Origin of the sequence: Pseudocolwellia agarivorans (assembly GCF_002000085.1) — a bacterium.
GTDB classification, from domain to species: domain Bacteria; phylum Pseudomonadota; class Gammaproteobacteria; order Enterobacterales; family Alteromonadaceae; genus Pseudocolwellia; species Pseudocolwellia agarivorans.
On record NZ_MUZU01000010.1, the window covers coordinates 47,618 to 72,138 of the forward strand.

Annotated in this window: 21 protein-coding genes; 7 read left to right on the forward strand and 14 right to left on the reverse strand. The window is 35.5% G+C overall.

The window, feature by feature from the left end; translation table 11 throughout:
* Nucleotides 1–53: 53 nt before the first annotated feature.
* On the reverse strand, nucleotides 54–326 hold the full coding sequence (locus B0X80_RS15040) for a hypothetical protein (RefSeq protein ID WP_077341728.1): 273 nt from the start codon (nucleotides 324–326) through the stop codon (nucleotides 54–56).
* Nucleotides 327–466: 140 nt separating this feature from the next.
* Complete coding sequence (locus tag B0X80_RS15045; RefSeq protein WP_077341730.1) at nucleotides 467–2,431, reverse strand: beta-galactosidase; 1,965 nt, start codon at nucleotides 2,429–2,431, stop codon at nucleotides 467–469.
* Between the two features lie 321 nt (nucleotides 2,432–2,752).
* On the opposite strand from B0X80_RS15045, the gene B0X80_RS15050 reads away from it, so the two are divergent.
* Entirely contained in the window at nucleotides 2,753–4,888 is a 2,136-nt protein-coding gene (locus B0X80_RS15050; protein ID WP_077341732.1) for an alpha-galactosidase, read from the forward strand.
* A gap of 140 nt (nucleotides 4,889–5,028) precedes the next feature.
* Here B0X80_RS15050 and B0X80_RS15055 read toward each other — a convergent pair whose 3' ends face one another.
* From B0X80_RS15055 to B0X80_RS15090, 9 genes are all read right to left on the reverse strand, one after another.
* On the reverse strand, nucleotides 5,029–5,511 hold the full coding sequence (locus B0X80_RS15055) for a hypothetical protein (protein WP_077341734.1): 483 nt from the start codon (nucleotides 5,509–5,511) through the stop codon (nucleotides 5,029–5,031).
* A gap of 24 nt (nucleotides 5,512–5,535) precedes the next feature.
* Complete coding sequence (locus B0X80_RS15060; protein ID WP_077341736.1) at nucleotides 5,536–6,213, reverse strand: PilZ domain-containing protein; 678 nt, start codon at nucleotides 6,211–6,213, stop codon at nucleotides 5,536–5,538.
* A gap of 129 nt (nucleotides 6,214–6,342) precedes the next feature.
* Nucleotides 6,343–7,533: a leucine-rich repeat-containing protein kinase family protein gene (locus tag B0X80_RS15065; RefSeq protein ID WP_077341738.1), complete on the reverse strand. Its 1,191-nt coding sequence runs from the start codon at nucleotides 7,531–7,533 to the stop codon at nucleotides 6,343–6,345.
* A gap of 475 nt (nucleotides 7,534–8,008) precedes the next feature.
* Nucleotides 8,009–8,161, reverse strand: a complete 153-nt coding sequence (locus tag B0X80_RS20465) for a hypothetical protein (RefSeq protein ID WP_175623957.1) — start codon at nucleotides 8,159–8,161, stop codon at nucleotides 8,009–8,011.
* 49 nt (nucleotides 8,162–8,210) lie between these two features.
* Complete coding sequence (locus B0X80_RS15070; RefSeq protein ID WP_077341740.1) at nucleotides 8,211–9,005, reverse strand: MPN domain-containing protein; 795 nt, start codon at nucleotides 9,003–9,005, stop codon at nucleotides 8,211–8,213.
* A gap of 105 nt (nucleotides 9,006–9,110) precedes the next feature.
* Nucleotides 9,111–10,094: a PD-(D/E)XK nuclease family protein gene (locus tag B0X80_RS15075; protein ID WP_077341742.1), complete on the reverse strand. Its 984-nt coding sequence runs from the start codon at nucleotides 10,092–10,094 to the stop codon at nucleotides 9,111–9,113.
* 137 nt (nucleotides 10,095–10,231) lie between these two features.
* Complete coding sequence (locus B0X80_RS20730; protein WP_077341744.1) at nucleotides 10,232–10,489, reverse strand: DUF4145 domain-containing protein; 258 nt, start codon at nucleotides 10,487–10,489, stop codon at nucleotides 10,232–10,234.
* Nucleotides 10,489–10,914 carry a hypothetical protein gene (locus tag B0X80_RS15085; RefSeq protein WP_077341746.1) on the reverse strand — a complete coding sequence of 142 codons (426 nt, stop codon included), beginning with the start codon at nucleotides 10,912–10,914 and terminating at the stop codon, nucleotides 10,489–10,491. The genes B0X80_RS20730 and B0X80_RS15085 overlap by 1 nt, the downstream gene beginning before the upstream one ends.
* Nucleotides 10,915–11,499: 585 nt before the next feature.
* Nucleotides 11,500–13,209, reverse strand: a complete 1,710-nt coding sequence (locus B0X80_RS15090) for a proline--tRNA ligase (RefSeq protein WP_077341748.1) — start codon at nucleotides 13,207–13,209, stop codon at nucleotides 11,500–11,502.
* Between the two features lie 193 nt (nucleotides 13,210–13,402).
* On the opposite strand from B0X80_RS15090, the gene B0X80_RS15095 reads away from it, so the two are divergent.
* A complete protein-coding gene (locus B0X80_RS15095) occupies nucleotides 13,403–13,885 on the forward strand; it encodes a GNAT family N-acetyltransferase (protein WP_077341750.1) in 483 nt (160 codons plus the stop codon).
* Nucleotides 13,886–14,306: 421 nt separating this feature from the next.
* A complete protein-coding gene (locus B0X80_RS15100; RefSeq protein ID WP_077341752.1) occupies nucleotides 14,307–15,416 on the forward strand; it encodes an arginase family protein in 1,110 nt (369 codons plus the stop codon).
* On the opposite strand, the gene B0X80_RS15105 is transcribed toward B0X80_RS15100, so the two are convergent.
* Nucleotides 15,413–15,928 (reverse strand): Lrp/AsnC family transcriptional regulator, encoded by a 516-nt coding sequence (locus B0X80_RS15105; protein ID WP_077341754.1) that lies wholly within the window; start codon nucleotides 15,926–15,928, stop codon nucleotides 15,413–15,415. The genes B0X80_RS15100 and B0X80_RS15105 overlap by 4 nt on opposite strands.
* A gap of 232 nt (nucleotides 15,929–16,160) precedes the next feature.
* Between B0X80_RS15105 and B0X80_RS15110 the strand changes: the two genes are divergently transcribed.
* Both B0X80_RS15110 and B0X80_RS15115 read left to right on the forward strand, forming a co-directional pair.
* The gene (locus tag B0X80_RS15110) at nucleotides 16,161–18,317 is read left to right on the forward strand and encodes a TonB-dependent receptor (RefSeq protein ID WP_077341756.1); all 2,157 of its coding nucleotides are present in this window, start codon (nucleotides 16,161–16,163) and stop codon (nucleotides 18,315–18,317) included.
* Nucleotides 18,318–18,417: 100 nt separating this feature from the next.
* Nucleotides 18,418–19,722, forward strand: coding sequence for a cytosine permease (locus B0X80_RS15115; RefSeq protein ID WP_077341758.1), 1,305 nt, complete (start codon nucleotides 18,418–18,420; stop codon nucleotides 19,720–19,722).
* Between the two features lie 76 nt (nucleotides 19,723–19,798).
* Here the strand turns inward: B0X80_RS15115 and B0X80_RS15120 are convergent, their stop codons facing one another.
* Nucleotides 19,799–20,914, reverse strand: a complete 1,116-nt coding sequence (locus tag B0X80_RS15120) for a M14 family metallopeptidase (protein WP_077341760.1) — start codon at nucleotides 20,912–20,914, stop codon at nucleotides 19,799–19,801.
* Between the two features lie 247 nt (nucleotides 20,915–21,161).
* Here B0X80_RS15120 and B0X80_RS15125 point away from each other — a divergent pair, with 247 nt between their 5' ends.
* Nucleotides 21,162–22,283, forward strand: coding sequence for an S-methyl thiohydantoin desulfurase family protein (locus B0X80_RS15125; RefSeq protein ID WP_077341762.1), 1,122 nt, complete (start codon nucleotides 21,162–21,164; stop codon nucleotides 22,281–22,283).
* Between the two features lie 167 nt (nucleotides 22,284–22,450).
* Here the strand turns inward: B0X80_RS15125 and B0X80_RS15130 are convergent, their stop codons facing one another.
* Complete coding sequence (locus tag B0X80_RS15130; RefSeq protein ID WP_077341764.1) at nucleotides 22,451–22,843, reverse strand: RNA-binding S4 domain-containing protein; 393 nt, start codon at nucleotides 22,841–22,843, stop codon at nucleotides 22,451–22,453.
* A gap of 305 nt (nucleotides 22,844–23,148) precedes the next feature.
* Between B0X80_RS15130 and B0X80_RS15135 the strand changes: the two genes are divergently transcribed.
* Nucleotides 23,149–24,519 (forward strand): DUF1800 domain-containing protein, encoded by a 1,371-nt coding sequence (locus B0X80_RS15135; protein ID WP_077341766.1) that lies wholly within the window; start codon nucleotides 23,149–23,151, stop codon nucleotides 24,517–24,519.
* Nucleotides 24,520–24,521 lie beyond the last annotated feature (2 nt).

The window sequence follows — 24,521 nt, forward strand, 5'->3', positions numbered from 1 at the left end:
TAAAATAGGCTCTAATGATGTCTTGTGTAATATGCCTGTTAAGTTGTTTTGAATTAATTGATTAAACCGTTACGTTTTAATCCTCGCCTTACATTTTTGCAAAGTTTTGCAAGTTTAGATATTTCACCAAGTTTAGGCACTACGTTGTTATTAAGTTTTGCTTCCCAATCACACAGTTCTGTATCAACTATTTCTAATAGTTTTTTTGGGCAACCCACACAAGAAATACCACAAATATTAGCTTCAGGTGTAGTAAAAGGAAATTCTTCACGTACCTCGGTAATGAGATTTTTCATTGCTGAGACACAGTCAGGCTTTTTAGTCATTTGCTGTTTTTTAGTGTTGTTATAAAGAGAATATATTAACTATAACAACATAAGGAATGTAATAAGTCTTTGTTCTAAATCAATAAAGGGTCTCTACTTCATGAGTGGAGACCCTTTTTTAAGTATTACTTATTTAATAACTATTTATTTAGCTTTAATATCGCTACGTCGTAAGGGGCTAATTTTTCGCTACCCATAACAAATGTTCCTAATTCTGGATTAGGAAATGTTTGTTCGTAACCTGCATAGTTGAATATATAAGCTGAATTACCTCTGTGTACCATTCGCAGGTCTTTAGGTAACTTAACGGTATCAATACTTAGTTCGTTACTTAAATTAGCAAATAATTCAATTAAAAAGCTCACACAACTTAAAGAAGCAATATAGGTTGTGTTGTTTTCACGTACTACAGCGGGTGTTCCATCATGATACTCAGCAATAACAGAGGTATTTTCCGAAATCTCTAATTCTTCTCTCCAACATCTACTTTCGTACCAATGATTTTCATAGCTTAGTTTTTCGCTACAGTCAGGTCGAATGGTTTCTACCGAAAGTACTTTAATAGGTATAAGTGATTGTATTAAACCCGGAGCTAAATTTGGCGCTAAGCTAAAGTCTTTCGTTTTGCTGCCAGAACGCGGTCCAAATACAAAATGCGCATTAGACGCTTTACACTTTTCAACAAAGGCGGCATCCACAATAGGTAAACAAGGTGCAACAACTAAACTGTATTGGCTAATATCACAATCGGTTGAAATAAAGTCTACCGCTAAACCTAATTGACGAAGTGCAGAGTAGTATTCAAACTCAACTTGTTGATGATTATAGCTGTCGCTTTGGCGTTCTATTTCACTTACCCACTGATTAAGTGTACCTGTAACAATAGCGACTTTAGCTTGCACTGGATCTTCAATATTAAAATCGGTTGCTTTTAACTCATCGCGCATATGTTCTATTTCAGCCCATGCTGCGGCTTTTGAGTTATCATTACGTTTTACACCTGCGTGCATTTGTTCTTGTGCAAACGGAGCTTGGCGCCATCTAAAGTAACAAACACAATCAGCGCCGTGGGCAAAAGCTTGCCAAGACCATAAGCGAACCATGCCTTTTTCTGGACGAGGGTTATGATGAGCCCAGTTAACTGGTCCCGGTTGTTGCTCCATTATCCAAAAGTTTTTCTTACTTACACCACGGCTTTGATCAAACGAGTAACTAGCAAAGTCTGGGTGGCCTGTTCGCATATAAGGTTTAAATTCTTCAGCAGGGCGCTGTGCAAAAAATAAATCAGAACGACCTAAAGGATAGTTGTCGTAACTTACAAAATCTAAGTTTTCAGCTAATGCATAATTATCAGTTTGCGTATCAACCATAGGAATATAGTTATGAGTTACAAATCGATTAGGTGAATGCTGTCGAATAATTTTGATCATCTCATTATGAAAATGCACCACTTGATCTGAACTAAAACGACGGTAATCTAATTGATGAGCAGGGTGTGTTTCAGTTACCGCTAAAATAGGTAATTCAATTTGCTTAAAGTTATTATATTCCATTGACCAAAACACAGTACCCCATGCCGTATTTAATGCATCAATACTTTGGTATTTCTTTTCACACCATTGCTGAAAAGCAAGTTTCGCATTTTCAGAGCCGCTGTGGGTTGTATCATGACAGGCAATTTCATTATCTGTTTGCCATCCACAAATAGCAGGATGATTACCATAACGTTTCGCAAATACTTCAGATATTTTCATTGCAGCATCAAAGTAATTTTGGCTTGAAAAATCATAATGACGACGCGAACCAAAACCACGCACAGTACCCGTATTAATATCTACAGGTAAAATATCAGGGTGTTTATCAATTAACCATTTAGGTGGTGTCGCGGTAGGCGTACACATAATAACTTCTAAACCTGCTGCTGAAAGCACTTCTACAGCACGGTCTAACCATTCAAAAGTATATTCACCGTCATTGGGTTCAACTCGCGACCATGCAAATTCACCAATACGTACGTAACGTAATCCTAATTCACGCATTTCTTTAGCATCATCAGCCCACATAGATTCAGGCCAATGTTCAGGGTAATAGCAAACACCTAACATAAATTTTATCCTATAAGTTTTAGTTTTTAAGTATAGCTAAAATATTTATATGTACTTTATTAAGATAAAACGTTCGTTTTCGAAAATATTCGTTTTTGTTCTAAAGTTAATTATTTAGCCTGTTGTAGCTAGTGTAACCTGAGATTAAAAAGAAGTCTTATTAATTTTTATGGCTGTTTTGTTCTTTTTCGAATCTTTAATGTTTGTGTATAGTGAAATTTATTCATATAATCATTTTTATCAAAAGCACCTTCTAAGTGAATGTTGTTGTATTGCAATACCTGCAAGCGGCCCACCTAGAATATATATAGGATAAATCTAATGAAGCAAGTACCTGAATTCGTTCAATTACACAGTGACTCTTCTACTTTATTAATTGATTGTAGTAATCAAACTCCAGCAATAGCTTACTGGGGAAAAAAGCTAAACCACGACACCACAGGCCGAATGATAAGTCTTTTATCAACACGCCAAGAAGTTAAATGTGCTGTTGTAGTAGAAGCTCCTATTTCTTTGTCGCCATTATTAGGGCAAGGGTTTACAGGCGCACCAGGTATTGAAATAACCAATAGCGATATCGCTTGGTCTATGGGCGGTAAAACAACAAATGTTATTCAAAATAATGACAACGAAGTTATTTTTGAATCAGTAGATGAAATCAGACAGATAAAATCTATTCACACCATAAAAATTGATTCACATTCAAACGTGTTAGCGTTAACCACAGAATTAGTTAACCTAGGCGATAAAGTATTAAATGTTAACTGGTGTGCTGCGCCGACTATACCTATGCCAGACGTTATGAACAAAATAATGTCGTTTGGTGGTCGTTGGTCGTACGAATTTCAACGCACAACTATCGATTTGTTTTTAGGTAGTTTTGTACGTGAAAACCGTAAAGGTAAAACAAGCCACGATAACTTTCCTGGCTTTCTTATGCATAACGAATTTACTCATGAAAACAATGGTGAATGTTACGGCTTTCATTTAGGTTGGAGCGGTAACAACAAACTACGTGCTGAATTATTGCCAGAAGGGCGTAGCTATGTGCAACTGGGTGAGCTTTTATTACCGGGCGAAGTAGAACTTGCCGCGAACGAATCGTATAAAAGCCCAGTGCTATATACCTCATATTCTGAAAATGGTTTTAATGGCTTATCTCATAACTTCCATCAATATGTACGTACACAATTATTGAAAGAAAAAGTAAGAAATAAACCTCGCCCAGTGCATTACAACACATGGGAAGGTATTTATTTTGATCACGACGTGGATACCCTTAAAGAACTTGCTGAACATGCTAGCAAAGTAGGAGCCGAGCGTTTTGTACTTGACGATGGTTGGTTTAAAGGTCGCCGTGGTGATGCCGCAGGTTTAGGTGATTGGGTGGTGGATAAAGACATTTATCCTAATGGGTTATCGCCATTAATTGATCATGTTAATCAATGTGGAATGGAATTTGGTCTTTGGTTTGAACCTGAAATGGTCAACCCAGACAGCGACTTATATCGTGCGCATCCAGATTGGGTAATACAAACAGAAGGTAACGAACAGCTTAGCTTCAGAAACCAATTGGTTTTAGATTTAACACGTAGTGAAGTTGTAGAATATCTGTATAACGCCATTAACGACATTTTAGTTGAATATCCTAAAATTGTTTACATCAAATGGGACATGAACCGCGATATTAACCATGCTGGCGGACATAATGGTAAACCTGTTATTCACCAACAAACACTCGAACTATATAAGTTAATTGAACGTTTAAAAGCTGCAAACCCGCATGTTGAAATTGAAAGCTGTGCATCAGGTGGTTCGCGTGTTGACTATGGCGTGCTGCAACATACCGATCGTGTATGGACGTCTGATTCTAACGACGCGTTAGATCGACTAGACATTCAACGTGGTTGTTCTTACTTCTTCCCGTCAGATGTTATGGGATCGCACGTTGGACCTCGCGATTGTCATATTACTGGTAAGCACGTAAGTATTGAAATGCGTGCTGGCGTTGCATTTTTTGGTCATATGGGTATTGAAATGGACCCTCGTGAATTAACCGATCATGAACGTGAACAACTAACACATGTTATTGCCTTACATAAAAAACATCGTGCGCTTATTCATAATGGCCGCGTAATACGTGCTAATTCTGATGGTGACTCCGTTGATTTTGGTATTGTGAATGACGACCAGACACAAGCGTTATTTTCTTACAACAGTGTGAACGAAACTAAACGTACAGCACCTAAAAAATACCGATTCAATGGTTTAGATGCCACTAAAAAATATCAACTTGATTTTATTTGGCCAACTAAGCACAAAGAATTTTCAACGTCGGTACTTAGTAAAGTTGATGGACAAGTATTTACAGGTGAAGCGCTAATGCAATTTGGTATGCAATTACCTATTAGCTTCCCGCAAACTACATTAATTTTTGAATTAAACGAAGTTAAATAAGGTTTATGTCCGTAACCATTCAAGATGCTATGAAATACGCATATTGATCAGTAACGGGTATACATTATGTAGTTGAGTAACACAAAAAAGCCCGAGCGTTTAACAGCGTTCGGGCTTTTTATTGTGAATTTTTTAGTTAGCTAGTTATTGCTGATAGCCTCAAAACTACTTATTAAATTAAAGGGTTTATTTAATTCCTCTAACTTATTTATTCTATTTCGTAAGAGTACATCTATGTTATTGAACTCTAATTCCAATTTTAGTTTTCTTAAATCATGAAAGGAAATTAACTCATCACCATTTCTTAGCTGAGGATCTGGATATGATATATTTAATAACGTAGATGCTCTATAAAATTGTAATAATTCAGGATTTACACATGTAATAAAAGCGCTAGCGTTTTTATACTTTAATATTGTGTTCATCTGCTCTAAAGATATAGTTAAACCATCAAAAATTTTTGGACTTAATACTCTTTTTTTACCTGAACATTTTTCTTCTTTAATTGATAAGTTTGTAATACTTTCATGGTATAACTTTGATAAATAATTCTTAGGTATTTCGCTAGCTATAGTCGAGTATGAATAAAAGGTAGTTAAAATTAGGTAAATTAATTTTTTCATATTAAGGAGTAACTTTAAGTCGAATTAACTATTACTCGGCTCAATAAATAATTGCTCAAGTAATTTAGGTATTTTGTTGTCAGTATCTAAAAACTGTATCCCTACATTGACTGAACCATCTACGTTTCTGCTATTACATACTTTAGCGGGTACTCTAACCTCACCATCAATCGGGCTTTGTATACAAACAAAAACATTAATTTTATTTACATTGGTTTTATCGCTTTTACTTTTAAAAGCAAATCCACAACCTTTAAGAGAAATATCGCTAATAACACCATTGATTTTACCGCCATCTTCATTGTCTTTACCTTCTAACATAATCGTTGCGGGTATATGAATACTGGTTCTTTGTTGTGTTCTTAACTGACGATTTTCTATTTTTTTGGGGTATTCAAGATAAAGTAATTTTTCAGGGTGCAAAGCCACATGTTTAATAGAAGAACGAAACGCGAAACATTCTCCTTTATTACCTTCCATAAGGTAACGCACAATCATCATGTTACCTTCAATCAGCACATCTTTATAATCTGAAGCACGCGCAACTCTAGGGTACTTGAGTAATATATATTTACCTGTTTCATAGCCTACAAGTGTTAACTTGAGGCGAAGAGGTACTGGATGATTAATTTGAAGATCTAACGTCTTCCCTGGCTGCAACTCAAAGAGTTGGCGTGGCTCATTACTGCTAAAATAGGCCATTGGTTCCTTGTACTTTTTCCAGAGCTAATAGCTAAATAGTATCAAAGTAACACGAAGAAACAATCTTTTGTTTTTCAATAGGCTATTTCATTTAAAATGTTTTAGCACTTGTAAGTGTTGTTGTTAACTTTACTTGTTACATACACTAAATAAATCGTCAATAAAGTACTGTAGAGCGCGTGCTTCAATTGTTTTAATTAACCCTTGCTGCTCATCACTAAGCATGTGATACATAGACGCCGCACCAAAATCACCAAAAATAATATTCGCCTCTTCATCAAACAAGGTGTTATGAGCATATAAATCGCCATGACAAACTTGATTCGCGTGCAAATGCTCAAACACCGCTTTCATTTGCGTAACTATTTTATCAACTTGCTCAACACTCAGACTAAACCCTTCTGCAAACGTATCTCGGGTACAGCTTTTAAAACACGGTGGTAAGCCTAAGTTGCGATAATTTTCAGGGATTAAATTCATGATCAAAGCTAAATAACCCGCTTCATTTACTTGCGCTAAACTGCGTACTAAATTGGGATGGTTACCTGTTTTTAAACATGCTTGTAGCTCGTCTTGTGGATAACCATCGCTTGTTACTTCACCTTTAAAAACCTTAACCGCAATATCATCAGGAAATTCAGACTGCTTTTTATTCCAAACAGCCTTTGAAATAACCCCCGAAGCTCCTTGCCCAAGAACCTGTTGCAAAGTAAAACTTGAAGCCGGTAACAAAGGCACTGAATCTATTTTAAGCTCTGAATAACTAAAAGGATTACCCGCAAAAGCAAACCAAGCCAGCTTAGGCAAATGTAATAACTGAGTAGGGCACTCGGTTAATTGATTCGCTGAAATACGCACCAATTCAAGGTTACTTAACTTAGCCATTGTTAACGGCAAACGAGTTAACTTATTGCCTGCTAACGCTAGTTTTTGTAAGCGTGGACGCTCGCCTAACGAATCAGGTAAAACCTCAATACAATTATCCGTTAAAATTAACCAACGTAATTTAGGTGGTAACGCGTTTTCAGGTACGTGTTTTATTTGATTAGACTTAAAGCCCACCATTTCTAAGTTTTCGCATTGCCCCAATACCTCAGGCAGCGTTTCAAAAAGGTTGTTAGACGCAAAAATAATTTTAAGTTGCGTTAACTGCGCCAACTCTTTCGGTAAAGACGTTAACTGATTATTAGACAAATCTAAAACTTCTAAACTGTCGGCTAACGACAGTATTTCTAACGGGAACCTTGTTAAGTTTTCAGCAAGCGCTAAACGTTTAACCCCTTTTAAATCGCCCGACTGTAATTGAGAAAGAGTTTGCATTAATCATCCGTTTACGTGTTAAAAGTTAAAACCGTTACACTAAAATATAGGTAAAAACAGTATCTTAAAAACGCGATAGTTTACTTGAAGCTAGTCCTAAAATACAGCTAGGGCCGCAACTTAGCTCTAGTGATTAATATTTGAAATAGCTAATAAATAGCACTTACTTCTATTAGCTAAAAACTTATATGGGTTGAATATTGAGGGGGAAGGTGTTTTTTTGTAGAAAATTGAAGGTCGCATTTTCTGGATTAAAGATAGTTGAGCCGACAAAAAGTTATATATCTTTCTCAATATTCATGTCTACTGTGATCTAAAGAGGACATTGGTATTTAAGAAATTACTGTTTTAAGTCAGGTTTAAGCTCATTGCGGACGGAAGCAGGTTATTTCAAACGTTATCTTTTTACGTTTATCTGTTGAATACTTCCAAGTTTACCTTGAATTATTGGACTTTGGCGTAAGACACCTCATCTTTAGTAAGATTTTGGTGTCCATTTTATCGGGGGGATAAGTGCTTGATCAACATCCTTTGATGAAACGTCGTCTCTTAAGCTTAGTTGTACTGCTTTGATTTTGAAATCGACAGGATAAAACCATGTCTTTTTAGGTTGTGGATATTTGGGCATTGTAGCCTCCCCAGTGTTACGAGGAGGTGTCCACTAAAACGGGGGAACTTCATTGTCCTCGTTGATTTTCTTGCATAGTTACTTTACTAACAAGTTCTATATTTTTCATTGCTTGCTCTAATATTATTTTACTATTGAACTCACCAGTAACAGCATTTCGTAGCTCACTTATTAAATGTTTTTCTATAAAGGTTAAACATAAACTAACTGACCATTTTTCTTTTTGCATTTTTAATAAGTTATTTTCATCAAAAACCAATTTAAAATGCGAAATAAGTAATTCATCATATCGCCAAGCACCTATATTTTGATGCTTCCCTGATAGTATATCTTCATAATAATAATGAATTCTAAAGATAACCTTTCTATATAAATAAAGTAAACCTAAATGCCGATCATCTAGATATGGTGATAAATTTTCAGAAGTGAGTTGCATGAGATCCTTTTGTTTCTCAAGAGGAAAGTCTGCCTTCATTTGTTCTCTTGCGTGCTCAGTATGGTTTTTACCGTCAGGGCATAAGTCTGCGAAAGATACGGACAAAGGAGCCAATTTTTTAATTTTTAAGAATTCGTCCCATAAATGTGATACCGCATTACAACGTAATTCACTAAAAATTTTAACTGACTCAGAATGTCCAGAAGATGCTGTACTTAGTGCATCCGTAATACTTTTATTAGATTGCCTAATTGACTCCATTTCTTGTGCATATTTGTTCCTATCAGTTTCTAAAATCCGATTAGCCCAAACTTTACCTAGCCAAGTCGAGAAAACAGCTATAATTAAAGAGCCACCACCAATAGATAATAAAACAGCTTGAGCTATTTCAAATACTTCGGTTTTCAAATATACCTCCTGAAAGCTAACACCCAAATAAGGGGCTGAAATTGTTGGACGAAAATAGCGAAACACGAGCAGCGGCTAGCTTTTTTTCTTTTTTTAAACAGATTGTTATGCAACGGTTTGCACCGATGTTAGTAGTGATTCCGCTGACTTTAATAATTCAATAGTTTTAAGTATGTCTATTCTGCTATCTGATTTAGTAACTCTATAATCTTCTTGATTTATACATACAGTCATGTATTTACCACTTCCAAATCTAGGTGGTTTTATAATGCTTAGATTATTAATATCTGATGATTTTTTTTGGATTAAAGAATGCCAGTGTGAGCGGAGCTCTCCTTTATCAGAGTCATCACTCACTCTAATTTTAAAACAGAGTTTATTTTCTTCTAATTGAAGGTATTGCTCACATTCATCATCACCGTCCCAATGCCACCAAAACCCCAAAAAACCACCTCTAGGATTTGCAACATAATCCCAATCACCTGCTTTTAATTCCTCTTGTAAACAAAGGTAGAATCCAATCCAACTATACCAGGTCCAATCTTCGATAGGGAGGTACATAAAACTATCAACTTGCTCAGTTATTTGTAACAAATGGTCCCTATAATCAATTAATATTTGATTCGTACCACCGTACATTTCTAAAATAGATATCATTTCATTACGGAGAAAAGGCTTATACCCATTCTCTAAAACTTTAGAGTAACAGCTTTGGTCTTGAGTTTTATAATAAATAGGAAGTATATTTTCGGGGGCGTAATTTCTATTTAAAATTTCATCAAGATATTTTTTTAACTGCCCTGAATGATGCTTGGTACCCGTTTTATCTTCGATAATAATTGCGAACTTATTATTAATTACACATAAAACATCTATATTTTGATCTTGTTTAGTTATTTCTACACTAAAAATGTCAGCCATATCTAATGAGTGCTTTTCAAAAATAATTGATATAAATTCTTTAGCGCAATTATGAAGGCTTAAATCTTTTGATGCATGCTCTTCCTTAGCCCAAGATAAAAACCAACAAATAAAAGCATCTTGAGATAATTCACTTGTAGCGAATGAGAATATATTCGGCGAACTCATAACTTTCCTTGCTCGATTCAAATCCAATTGCACCACTTGGCTTAATTAATAGAACCATTCTGATGGTTTGTAGTATCCTAGTTTCGACCAAAAAAAGCCAACTGTAATTTGTCTGACTTGAAACCCTTATTAAGCTTCTATACACCAAACTCCGCTTCAACTTTTGTTGGAATAATATAAACATCGTTTAACACATGCTCTACAACATCCATTGCCAAACCTAGCTGCTTTTCACTATGAGGTTTTACTTCGTGAGTCGCATCATTGCCTAGAGTTCGTATTTTATGAAGTATTGATGAGCCAGCAGGAGTTAGTATTTGTTTAACTACTAAATCTTCAATTTTTTTGTATAAATCCCTACCTTCAGCATTCTTTTCTTTGCAAATAGTCTCTATTAATGCCGAAGCCCGATGCCAGCTAAAACAGGTGAATTGTTATTTAATGCACCAATAGTTTCTTTGTATATGCCACGAACTGTAACCGGTAAATAGTGTTCTTCATTTTGTAGAGTTTTACGACCTTCTATACGTGATGGGTATAATAGCTCCAACTCAGCATATTCATATTCAGTGTCAGATATTGGGTAGTAATCCTCTGAGTTAGAACTTACATTTCTAAATGATTTACTTTTACACCCTCCACACTCAACGATTTGGTAGTCATCACACCATTGGAGTGACCAGTCACCCTTTGTTTCTTCACCTCGAACATCCACCGAGACTAGTACTTTATGAGTTGTTTTTCCTGAACACTTTATGCACGGAAGCTCTAGCTCTACATTTTGTGACTTATTGAGTTCTACATTTTTTGTTGATGCCACTGCATCCTCCTTGAAGCCTAAAAGCTTATTATGGAGACTTTTCAGTAATGTGAGCCCCACAATGTTTATTTAATTAATATCCCATATTTTCATAGGTTTAGGAATCATAAAATTTTAATTATCACTACAGCTTGGATATTACTGAAAAGTCTCAGTAATATCCAAAGTTAAACATGAAAAAATAACGATCAATATTAATTGGTTAAGTTTATATTTGAGTTTTTTTGGTTTATCACTAAAACTTCTCAGTAACATTCATTATAAAATACATTGTGAAAAACCTACTTATAAACTCGGAATGTTAACGGCAGGCTTGTTGGCAAAGCCGCCTATATAACCAATAATTTATGGCATCACTAAATAAAATTGACTGGTTAAGCTAGATGTAATTTATTGTATTTTCTTATAGTTTTGGATTCATAACTGAGTTTAAGTAATGTTGGCTAGGAGCGAATATAAACGATAATACTAATGTACTTGCATACGGATATATTCCTCAGGTTCATTCAACTATCGATTAAAATATTAGCCATTAAAAAAGCCGTTTTCATTATGAAAACGGCTTTTAGTTTGTGCTATTTTAGCTTACGCAAATAAAGACATAACATCGTCAATTTTGATCATGGTTTTTTCGCCAGTGATTCTGTTTTTAACTTCAAGTTCTTGGTTGTCTAAGTTACGTTCACCAATAACTAGTAGTAACGGTGTGCCAATTAATTCATGGTCGGCAAACATTACGCCCGGTCTTTCTTTTCTGTCATCAAAAATTACTTCAATGCCAGCTTGTTGTAATTTTTCGTATAGTGCTTCTGCGGTTTCTTTAACACGTGCTGATTTAGCCATGTTCATTGGAACAATCGCTACTTGGTATGGTGCGATAGCCGTTGGCCATTTAATACCGTATTTGTCGTGGTTTTGTTCAATAGCAGCAGCAACAATACGTGAAACACCAATACCGTAACAACCCATGGTAAGTATTTGGTTTTTACCTTCTTCAGTGAGTACGCCACAGTTCATTGCTTGTGCGTATTTTTGACCTAATTGGAAGATATGACCTACTTCAATACCACGTTTAATTACGATGTTACCTTGGCCACATGGGCTTGGGTCACCTTCAACTACGTTACGAATGTCTTCTACTGTGTATTCAGTACAGTCGCGATCCCAGTTAGCACCCGTAAAGTGAACATCGTTTTTGTTAGCACCACAAACAAAGTCTGCTAAGTGGGCTGCACTACGGTCAACAATTACAGGTATATTTAAGCCTACAGGGCCAATAGAACCGGCATTACAACCCGCTGCGGCTTCTATTTGTTCGTCTGAAGCAAAAGTCAGTGGTGAGGCAACTAAAGGTAAATGCTCTGCTTTAATTTCGTTTAACTGATGGTCGCCACGTAATACAAGGGCGATAACTGGGGTTGCTTGGCCTTTAACTTCTTCACCTAAAACAAGTAACGTTTTAGCGGTAGTTTTTACGTCAACTTTTAAAAAGTCAGCAAGGTCTTCAATTGATTTAACATTAGGTGTAGAAACTTCAGTTAAGTCTTGTGTCGCTGCTGGACGATCGCCTGTTGGTGCTAATGCTTCGGCTTTTTCTATGTTTGCTGCAAAGTCGCTAACATCACTAAATGCGATATCGTCTTCGCCTGAATCAGCTAATACATGAAACTCATGTGAAGCTTCACCGCCGATTGAACCTGTGTCAGCAATTACTGGGCGGTAATCTAAACCTAAACGATCGAATATTCTGCAATAAGCATCAAACATTACTTTATAGGTTTTTTCTAAACATTCGTTAGTTAAATGAAAAGAGTATGCGTCTTTCATTAAAAATTCACGACCACGCATAATACCAAAGCGAGGGCGAATTTCGTCGCGGAATTTTGATTGCACTTGGTACACGTTTAAAGGTAACTGTTTGTAGCTACTAATTTCGTTAGCAACTAACTTAGTAATAACTTCTTCATGTGTTGGGCCTAAAACAAATGGGCGATTATGACGATCGTTTAAACGTAATAATTCAGGGCCGTAGTCGTCCCAACGACCAGACTCTTCCCATAAATCGGCAGGTTGAACCATTGGCATTAATACTTCTAAAGCGCCTGCTCGTTCCATTTCTTCACGTACTATGTTTTCCACTTTTCTTAAAACTTTTAAGCCCGTGGGTAACCAAGTATATAAACCTGACGCTAAATTACGTACTAAACCTGCACGTAACATTAATTGATGACTGATAACTTCAGCGTTGGCTGGGGTTTCTTTCAGTGTTGAAAGTAAATATTGGCTAGTACGCATTGAGAAAATTTTCCGTTAAATAGACGTGTTAATTTCGTAATGCGGTATTCTAACAGGGCACTTTGGTTGGCAAAAGCGATAAATAAACATTATTGATGTTTTTCCTCAATAATGCTGTTTTACAGGGTTATATTGTTGAATATATTGAGGTACATTGTTTAAAAAAATTAAAGGGTTAACTTAAGGAATAGCGATGACTGTAGAAGTAATAAAAGCCGATTACCACAATGAACAACACGCGAAAGATGTTTTACTCTTATTAAATGCATATGCGATGGATCCTATGGGCGGCGGTGAACCGCTTTGTGAGTATACACAACAACATTTAATTGAAAATTTAAAACAACAAAATAATGTGTTTTCGGTGTTGGTTTATGTTGATGATAAACCTGCCGCTATTGCTAATTGTGTTGTGGGCTTTTCTACCTTTAATGCGAAACCTTTAGTTAACTTTCATGATGTAGCGGTATTAAAAGCGTATAGAAGACAGGGCTTAACGCAGCTGATGTTTAATAAGGTTGAACAAATAGCAAAAGAAATGGGCTGCTGTAAGTTAACGCTTGAAGTATTAGAAGGAAATACGGTTGCCAAGTCTGCTTACGCTAAACAAGGTTTTGCAGGTTACGAGTTAGATCCTAAAATGGGTCAAGCCGTTTTTTGGCAAAAGAAGTTATAACTTACTTAACTAACCTCAGCTCGGGATAAGCAAAGTTACTCAACAAGCTATTTTTATGCCTAACTTCGTTGAATTTATTACTAATAGCTAGCTATTAGATAGAAAAATTCGCCTTGTTATACACAAAAATATCAATGTTGAGAGACTAATATAACTTAGGAAAACAACGATGCAGGTTAAGGTTTTGATAAATAATAATTTTAATTCATTATCTAACATTCATTAACCCGAGTTGAGGTTAACTAGAATAAGGCTTTAATATTAACGCTAATAATTAATCGTTAGAATTAATATTAAAGCTCAACTAGTTGGTAGAAGAGCTTATTACCATCGTATTTTTTTGAAATCTTCCCATTTTCAAAATTTAATTTTTTAGTATTCCCATAAAATATCTCCTTACTACATCAGTTAGAGGTAATTTATGAATCCAATTTCCACCCATTTATTCGAAAAACTCTCTCATTGTTTATGTCCACCAGGTAATGGTGTGTTCACCGTTAATACTGCGAAAGAGCGTAAAGAACAGCTTCATCAACGTATTTTTGGTACAACAATCAATATAGATAAACATTGGCTCAATGCTTTACCTTTACTTCCAAACGCTTCAAACGCTGTTATTTTAGGTATTGCATCAGACTGTGGTGGCGGTATTTTAAGAGGAGCTAATTGGGGACCGTTGTTTTTACGTTCATTTTTATTAGAGCAACACCCAGAACTAAATAGTTATGATTTAGGTGATATTAGAGTTATACCGCATTTGCTGCATGATAAGTATTTAAATGAAGCGACTATTTCAAATTGTCGAAAAGCACTTTATGGCAGTAGTGATAAATTATATCCCGTGTCGCCATTAAGTATTACAGAAGATGTGTTGCATGACTTTTATAGTGAGTTTCCAAAAAAAGGTGTTTTTGGCATAGGTGGTGATCATTCAGTAAGTTATCCTTTAGTTAAAGCTTATTTACAGGGTAAGAAAAAACAAGGAATAAAAGCCGCAGTTATTCATTTTGATGCGCATACCGACTTGCTTACTGAGCGTTTAGGTATCGACTTATGTTTTGGGTCGTGGTGTACACATATATTAGATGACTTACCAAGCCCTGATTGTTTAATTCAAATAGGCATTCGTTCTAGTGGTAAGCCTAAATCACATTGGGAAAATACTTTTGGTGTGAAACAGCATTGGGCGGCGGAAGTTAGAGCGCTTGGCGTTAACCCTATTGTTGAAAATATTATTAAACAGCTTACAGAGCAGAATATAGAAGAGCTATATGTGAGTTTTGACATAGATGCTATTGATGCTGAGTTTGCTTCAGCAACAGGAACACCTGAGCCTGATGGGCTTTACCCAAATGAAGCTTTACAAATAATAACTGCATTGGGTGAACGCTTTAATATTACCGGAGCAGATATGATGGAAATAGCGCCATTTACCAATAGCACTAGCCATAATGAAAACGCTAGAGAGATAACACTTTCAGTAGCAACAAAAATATCGGCATTGCTGATCAATTTTATGTCGAAAAACTAGCTTTCTTCAAAAGAAGAGTCGTCTAACCATTTTAATTGAGCTAAAGGGTAACCTAAAAACCATTTAGCTCGATCTAAGACTATTCTAGTGTTAATGCGTTTTATTGATAAGGTTTCATCGTCGCTTAATTTATTACAAAAGTCGTTAAGCTTATTAATATTAGAAAAACAGCTTAATGAAATATAATCTACGTCACCACTTAATTGTAAGCAATCCATAATTTCAGGTATGTCTTGTAACGCATTGGCGAATTTTCTTCGGGTAGGAGCGCTGTTATCGTTTAAGGTAAATTCGATATAAGAAAATACGTGTTCGCAAAGTTGGTCTAGGTTTACGTCAGCATGAAAAGACCTAAAATAGCCAGCTTCTTTTAAAGATTTAACCCTTTGAAAACAAGCGCTTGGTGATAGGTTTACTTTTTCAGCCAATTCAATATTTGTTAAATCAGCTTGTAAGTGTAAACAAGCGAGTATTTTTCTATTATAACTGTCTATTTTAATCACTTTTTTCATGTATTAAGTGCTCTCATTGTTTAATGCTCTAATCATATTAACTTATTATCTCTTTATGTAACCTAAAGATTTATTGTTGATAATAGCTAAATCAAAATAAATGTAGTCTCAGAATATACTATTACAAAATAATATTTTTTTATAAACACTCATAATTAATTTAACCCTAGAGTTTAAGTGGCTATTAACACTTAATTACCTAATAATAAATACAAAGCATTAAGGCTTCACTATGAGTAAATCTAAAACGATAAGTAAAGTATTTTGTAAATCACTTGTTTCATGTGCAATTAGTTTATCATTATTTTCATCGGTTCAAGCGGTTGAAGATGAAGCAATAAAGGAAAAAGAAGCTTCAATTGAGAAAATAACTATTTCTGCCCGTGGCCGTATTGAAACTATTCAGAATGTTCCTGATTCTGTAACAGCATTTACTTCAGACATGATTGAAGGTTCTCGTATTACTAATTTTCGAGATGTTGCTAACATGACGCCCAACCTGAGTGCTCTTGATAACTTTAGGCCTGGCTTAGCGCGAATTACTATTAGGGGATTAATTACACCACAAGTGGGCGATCCACCATTAGCTTTTGTTGTTGATGGCGTTACCGCACCTGATCTTGAATTTATAAACCAAGACTTAGTTGATATTGAACGTATTGAAGTTATGCGTGGTGCTCAAGGAGCTTTATATGGCCGTGGTGCAGTAGGTGGCGCGGTTATTGTTACTACCAAACAACCGATTGAAGATTTAGAAGGTTCAGTTAAAGCCTCTTATGGTAATGGCAATACTTATAATATTAGTGGTGTTTTATCAGGTTCACTTAATGAAAAAGATACGGCTTATTTTCGTGTAGGTGGTTATACAAAAAGTACCGATGGATTAATTGATGATGACTTTTTAGGTGAGGAAGCTGATTACTCAGAAGAAGACTCTATTTTTGGTCAGCTTCAATTTGAGCTCTTTAACGACACAAGTTTAAACTTAAAAGCTAGGTATACTACAAGTACAGCAGGTTTTGCTTATTATCAGAACGTATCGGCCGATACGATCGAAGACTTTTCAATTAATACCTCTAATAATATTAAAAACAAAGACGAAAGAGATGTGTACGAGTTAAGTGCTAAATTAACGCAAGAATATGACTTAGGTACACTTGATTTTATTACCTCGTATAGCAAATCTGAAAACGAACATTTTTATGATGGCGACTATTCTGCTGATCCAACAGTTATTGATGATGGCATATCGTTTAGAGCTCCGCTTGGTACAGAAGGCTTATTCGATGTTGAATCGTTAACGGTTGAAACACGATTTACTTCTCAAGGCGATCAGCCATTACGTTGGGCAGTATCTGCTTTTTATCAAGATAAAGAGCGTGATAATACTATTAACTTTTTTGATGATTTTAATGGCGGAGAGCGTGAAACCCGTGCCGACTTTTCAAATGATCAAATTAATTTTGTCATAGCAGATATTAATAGTAGTGAAGCTTGGGCTGTGGCAGGGCAAGTGAACTACGATATAACCGAAAAGCTAGAAATTACGGGGGCTTTACGTTACGACCACGACTCAAGAGAGTCGTTTGATCCTAATTTTGCTAATGATACCTTTGCCAAGAAAGATTTCAGCCAATTACAGCCCAAAGTGACTATTGCTTATCAAATACAAGAAGATGTACTTATCTACACTGGCTATTCAAAAGGTTTTAGAAGTGGTGGTTTTAATGAACCTGCTGAAGGTATTGTTAGAACTTTTGATAAAGAAGTTTCAGACAGCTACGAAGCAGGCTTTAAATCAACATTATTTGATAATACCGTTACCATTAATGGCGCTATTTTTTCGATAGAACAAGATAATGCACAAATTACACAATTTAATGTTGAAACCTTTACTTTAGAGAATTTAGGAATTGATGAAGTTGAAACTAAGGGGCTTGAGTTAGAAGTTGGAGTAGCGATCACCGAAAACTTAGACTTACGTTTAAGTGCTGGTTTAATTGATTCAGAAATTACTGAATTTAAAAGACGCCCTAACTTAGAGGGAGAATCACAGTTTTGGGTCGCTGACTATAATTATTCCGCTTCTATTAATCACTTTTTTGAACTAAACGAAACGTGGTCGCTTATTTCGCGTGCTGATATTCAAATAACGGGACCTAAGTCATTTAATCTTGAATTACCCGAAATTAAATCGTCGCAATATACCTTTGTAAATGCAGGTATCGGAATAAAATCAGAAGAAATAACCATTCAGTTTTATGTGAAAAATTTAACTGATGAAAGGGGGATAGAAGATATCTTTATTTTTGGTGATGGTGTTACCGATTTAGCTCGTCAACCTAACAGACCACGTAGTTTCGGGTTAGAAGCCATATATAGTTTTTAAGTTAGACATGTTTAGCCCAGCTTAAGGTGCTAAGCTTTTATCAGCCTTTTAGTATTATTTTAGTATTAGGAGGCTGATTTTTTTAATAGGTGTCTACTTTATGAACGATAAAAAAACATGTACAAATGATATTTTAGAAGACTACGCCACTAGCCCCGTACCAGAAGATAAAACTATTGGTGGTGTACGTATTGGGATGATAAACGGCGGATTAGCGTTTGCTGTTCCTGGGTTAATTACAGGACTAGAAATAGGGAAGGGGTTAGGGCTTGAACAAAGTATATATGCTTTTATATTAGGTGGATTCATACTGTCTGTTTTAGGTTATGTAACCGGTCTTGTAGGAATGTATAACCGACTTGCTTCATGCATGATGATGAAGTTTGTTTTTGGTCGTGTAGGTGCCAATATATTAAGTTTAGCTTTTGTGTTGTCACTACTCGGTTGGTATGGAGTAAATATTGATGTTTTTAGTAAGGTTATACAAGAACTTATACAAGATACCTGTGACTATACAGCCACAATTTGGTTATTAGAAATTGTTATTGGTGTATTAATAACACTCACCACTATTTTAGGCTTTAAACTTTTAGAAAAACTTTCGAGTTTACTTGTTCCTGTGCTTTTTCTTATTGTTATATATATGCTTTATCAAAGTATGGGGTATAGCGCTAATGAGCTTAATATACCTACTGAAACTACTAATTTTACTTTTGGGGAGGCAGTGTCAGCCGTTGTGGGGAGTTTTATTGTAAGCGTGGTGTTAATGCCTGACTTTACACGATTCTCAGCCACTAAAAAAGGTACGTTTATCGCTTCATTTTTACCTTTTTTATTCATTAATAATTTTGTTTATATTGTTGCAGCTATTGCAGGATTAGCTGTGGTAAATAATGATGTTTTACAAGTTATGTTGGCGCTTGGTTTAGGCGGTTTTGCTTTTGTTTTATTGATTACATCAGGCTGGGTTACCAGTGTTATTAATTTGTATAGTTCAGCGTTAGGCTTAAACGCTATTACGCGAAAGTGGCCTGAATGGAAAGTTATTATATTTGTAGGGATTTTAGGGACATTTATTGCATCCTTTAACTTACTTGATAACTTTACTAGTTTTCTTTTTGGCTTATCTACTATCTTTACACCTGTTGCGGCGATTTATGTTATTGATTTCTTTGTTATTAGAAAGAAACAGCGTTATGTTGTAGAAGAATTGTCAGCGGTGAGTAAAGTTAATGTAGTCGCGCTTGTCGCTTGGGCAGTAGGTATTGTGGTTTCTATGTTAACTAATCAAGGGTATTTCACGCTTACAACAATAGAAGTATGTGATTCACTCTTAATTACCGCTCCTGTTTACTATCTATTAATGAAAATTAATCCTAAATTTAATACCAATCCTGTTCATTAAGTTTATAGGGACAACCTATAAAATCAGCTTAGCCTTAATTAAAATAAAGTTAAGCTGATTTATTTTAACCTAGCATTTATATTTCTTCTAAAATACGCGCTATAGGGGTTAATAGTTGTGTACCCATTTTGATACTACGCTCAGGCGACCAGCCACATTTAGGGTCAGGGTTGTACTTATTATCTAAAAAAGGTAATTCGATAGTAAGAGATAAACATCCATATAAATAGCCTATCTGATGACAAGCAATATCCAACAATGCTTGATTCGGTTCATCTGTTGGATAGCCATTCTCAATTGAAAAATCTATTGTTTCTTCATTGAAATAACGTCTAAAGTTTTTGTCTAAGCTCGCTTGCTTTTCAGTAAAGTTTGGAATGCCTTCACAGCCTGCAGCAAAGGTAAATGGGCGGTCTTCATCACCATGTATATCTAAAAATAAATCAACGCCAGTTTTCTTCATTAAGTCTAATACGTAAAAAGATTCTGGTGTTTTTTCAGCGCAAGGAGTATTCCAAGATCTATTTAGGTCTATACCACTTCCATTGGTGCGTATATTGCCAGCGATACTTCCGTCAGGGTTCATGTTAGGAACAATATACAATGTTGCTTTAGACAGTATGCTGTGTCCGTCTTTTTTGAGCAATTCTTGTAAAAAACCTTCCATTAACCATTCGCTCATTGTTTCAGCTGGGTGTTGACGAGCAATAATCCATATCGATTTTTTGTGTGGTGAAGATGAACCAATTTGTAATACTTCCACTTGGTTTTTATTAACGGTTTCAATCGTTTTTACTAAAGAGCATTGTGGGTGAGCTAAAGATTTTCCTATTAAATCGATATGACGCTCATATGAATAAGGAGCAAATAAAGCATAATAAGTAATAGGAGAGTCTGACTTATCTTTGAAAGATAATGTTTTGCCGTCGTAATGCGTGTTAATACGACGCCATTCTTTTCTATCAGAAGAGGCAACAATAGTACAAGTATCCCAAGCTTCAGGAAATGAAGCTTCATCGGCATTGTCTATATAATATTGACAGTCTAATCCTTGGATATTTGATGCCCTAAAATAAAACCATTGTTTATGATCTGCATTAATATCTTTGCGAAGATGTAAGCGCACATTTGTGTGTGAGTCTGTGCTTATAACGGTAATATTGCCGCTATCGAAATTAGAATCTATTCTCATTTTTAACCCTCTGTACAATAAATATTTATACCCGTAACCATTCAAGATGCACTCTGAAATAGGTATCTTGATTAGTAACGGTATTACTCTGTGTTTAGTGTGTAATAAAAGCTAAAAATTAAATTGTTTTATCGTAACGTCTGAAAAAATTTAAATTTGATTTGATAGAGCTATTCGAAACTTTAATTTTTTAATATTGGTTATTATTTTTAGCAACTAAAATTCTGACAACGGCGTTAGTAAATACATGAAATTTAAAAATTTAACTAAAGAAGATTTATCCGATATTTTATATGGCTGTACTATTTTAGGAACTGGCGGAGGAGGAGATCTTGATGAAGGTTTTCATTATATAAATAAAGCATTTGAGGCAGGGAAAGAATTTAAACTTATAGATTTTGACCATGTACCAGATGATGCAAATATTTGTACACCTTACATGTTAGGCGCTATTTCTGAATTATCTGCTCAGGAGGAGCTAGAGTATAGCGAATTACCTCAAAGTGGGGAGCCTTCTATTATGACGGCTTTCCGTAGGCTAGAAGAATTCACAGGTGATTCATATTTTGGCACTATTTGTTGTGAATTAGGTGGGGCGAATACGGCGATTTCATTCTACGTTGCCGCAATGAGTAACGGTTATATTATTGATGCTGATCCTGCTGGTAGAGCTGTGCCTGAAATAACCCATTCAACTTATTACTTAAATAATTTACCCGCAGCACCTATTGTTGCTGCAAACGAGTTTGGTGAATGTTTTGTTTGTGAAAATGTGAAAGACGATATGCGTGCAGAGCGTTTGGTACGAGCTTTAGCTAAAGTAAGTCGTAATGATATTGCTGCTATTGATCATGCAACTGAGGCTAAAAACTTAAGAGGAGCTGTAATTCAAGGCACTATCTCTACTGCATTAGAGCTAGGTAAAGCCTACCGTTTAGCTAAAGAAAATGGTGACGATATTGCTCAAGTTATTGCCGAAAAAGGCGATGGCTATGTTGCCTTTAGAGGAAAAACCCAAAGTTTTAACTTTGAGACAAAAGATGGGTTTACGCTTGGTTATATTGAGATAAAAGGTGTAAATAACTTTGACGGTGATATTTATTCGATTGACGTTAAAAATGAAAACATGCTCGCCCGTAAAAGTGGTGTAATTGATGTTACTATTCCTGATCTTATATGCTGTATTGATCTCGATAAAGGTGAACCTATCACCAACCCTAATCACCTTGTTGGTATGAATGTCGCTGTTATTATCTTACCCGCACCTAAAGAGTTTTTAACTGAAAAAGGATTAAAAGCTTTTGGACCAGAGTATTTAGGTTTAGCTGATGAGTATTTTTCTGCGGTAGATAAACACTTTAATCGGTAATGACTACTTAGGTATTTTAAGTAAAAGTAGGGAGTTAATACCAAGTCATTTTGTTCTATTATTAACTCTAACCTCGTGTCTAGTCGTAATTTAGGACATGAGGTATTACTTAAATAATATCCCGAAAGTTAATATTTTACTTATTTACATAAATAGCTAAAGCTGAATTAAAATGAAATAGGACGTCTTTTCGCTGGTGTTGATGGCATTGGCGTTTCCTGCTTAACAGCCTGTTGCTGAGTGTTTTTATTGCTGCTTCTTGATTGAGCTGTTTTTACTTTTGTTTTTGCTTTTTGAGCTTTAGCCTGTTTTATATCTTCAGAAGTATTTGCGGGCTTATTACATGCTACTTGTACTAGCTCACCATTAAATTCGATAATATCGTTATTGTATATTTTTTTTCTTTTTTGAAATTCCACTTCACCATTTAAATAAACATAGCCTTCGCTGATCACTATTTTAGCTTCACCGCCACCAGACACCATATTGGCTATTTTTAATAATTTACATAATTCTATTGGTTGAGATGAAATAGAAACAGTAGGGTAGTCGTCAGACATTGAATTTTCTCTATAAAAGGCGGTGTAATAAAAGCGCTAGTTTATCACATAATTTATACTTCGTTATTAACTTTAGTCAGGTTCCTACATGGATGTAGACCTTAGATTTTGTTTGGAACATGAAATCTGTGCCTAAATTGTTTTTAGTTCCCATTGAAACCTGCATCATGAATGGTTACGGGTATATAAGCCGCTATTATCGCATCAGCGTTTTTTAGTATTTGATGTAAAGATACGTAAAACAATTAGCATAAGTTGATGCTTGCTATTACTGTAAGTTAATAGTTTTATTTGAGGTAAGTAATATGTCTATTCAAGCGGTTATTGCGACTAATCGTTTTGGTTTAGGAGCTAAACCAAATGAGCATAAACAAGCAAAGAAGGCCCCCAAAGCGTGGTTAATTAATCAATTAAATGCAACGCCTGCTGTATATTTTGACGATGATTTACCTACCTCTGATGAAATAGCAGAGCAACTTGCTAAACTAAGACTTTTCAAGAAAAGTTTAAATAAAAAAAATGCCAATGGAAGCGCAAGCCTTGTAAGTAAAGCCGATCAAGATAAGCTGAAAAAACTACAAAAATATCCTCGAAACGTATATCAAAGCTTATCTAGCGATACTTTGATTCAAGCTATTCAATCTAACAATAGTCTGAACTGGAGATTGTTAGACTTTTTTTCTAATCATTTTAGTGTAACGGCTCAAGGCCAAATTATGACGGCATTAGCACCTACTTTAGAGCGCGAAGCGATTGCTCCACATTTGTTAGGATCTTTTGAAGAGATGTTGTTAGCTGTAACGAAACATCCAGCGATGTTAATTTACTTGAATAATGAAAAATCTTTTGGTCCCGCTTCTAAGTTGGGTAAAAAAGGTAAAGGTTTGAATGAAAACCTCGCCAGAGAAATATTAGAACTGCATACGCTAGGGGTAAATGGCGGTTATTCTCAACAAGACGTTACTGAACTCGCTAAAGGGATTACAGGCTGGAGTGTGGCTAATTTTACCAAAGAAAAAAGTATAGCTTTTACCTATATTGGCAAAGGGCATGAGCCTAATACGAGAAAAATATTAGGAACAATGTTTAAAAACGATGGAATCAAACAGGGTGAAAATATGCTTAAGTTTTTGGCGCATCACCCTGCTACTGCTGAACATATATGCTTTAAATTAGCGCGTCATTTTATTGCAGACGAACCACCTAAAAGCCTTGTTGAAAAAATGGTAAAGCGTTGGAAATTGAGCAAAGGAAAAATTAAAGACGTTGTTATTGAAATGATAAATGCTGACGAGTCGTGGTCAGAAACATCTCTTAAGTTTAAATCGCCTAGAGAGTTTGTTGTTTCTACCTTTCGTGGTGTTGGTCAAAAAAGCCTTAAACCTAAACAAGTTTTAAATGCTTTGACCGTGTTAGGGCAAAAACCTTTTAATGCGGGTTCTCCAGCCGGATATAGTGATTATCAGCAAGACTGGAATGGCGCGAGTGCCATTATGTCTAGAATTGAACTATCTGCACAGTACGCAGCGAGAAGAAAACCTAATGCTGAGAAGGTATTAATGAATACTTTAAGCGATAGTGTCAGTGAATTAACTTATAACAGTGTAATAAGAGCTGAAAGCCGTCAGCAGGCTTTTACCTTGTTGTTAATGAGCCCTGAATTTCAAAGGAGATAAAA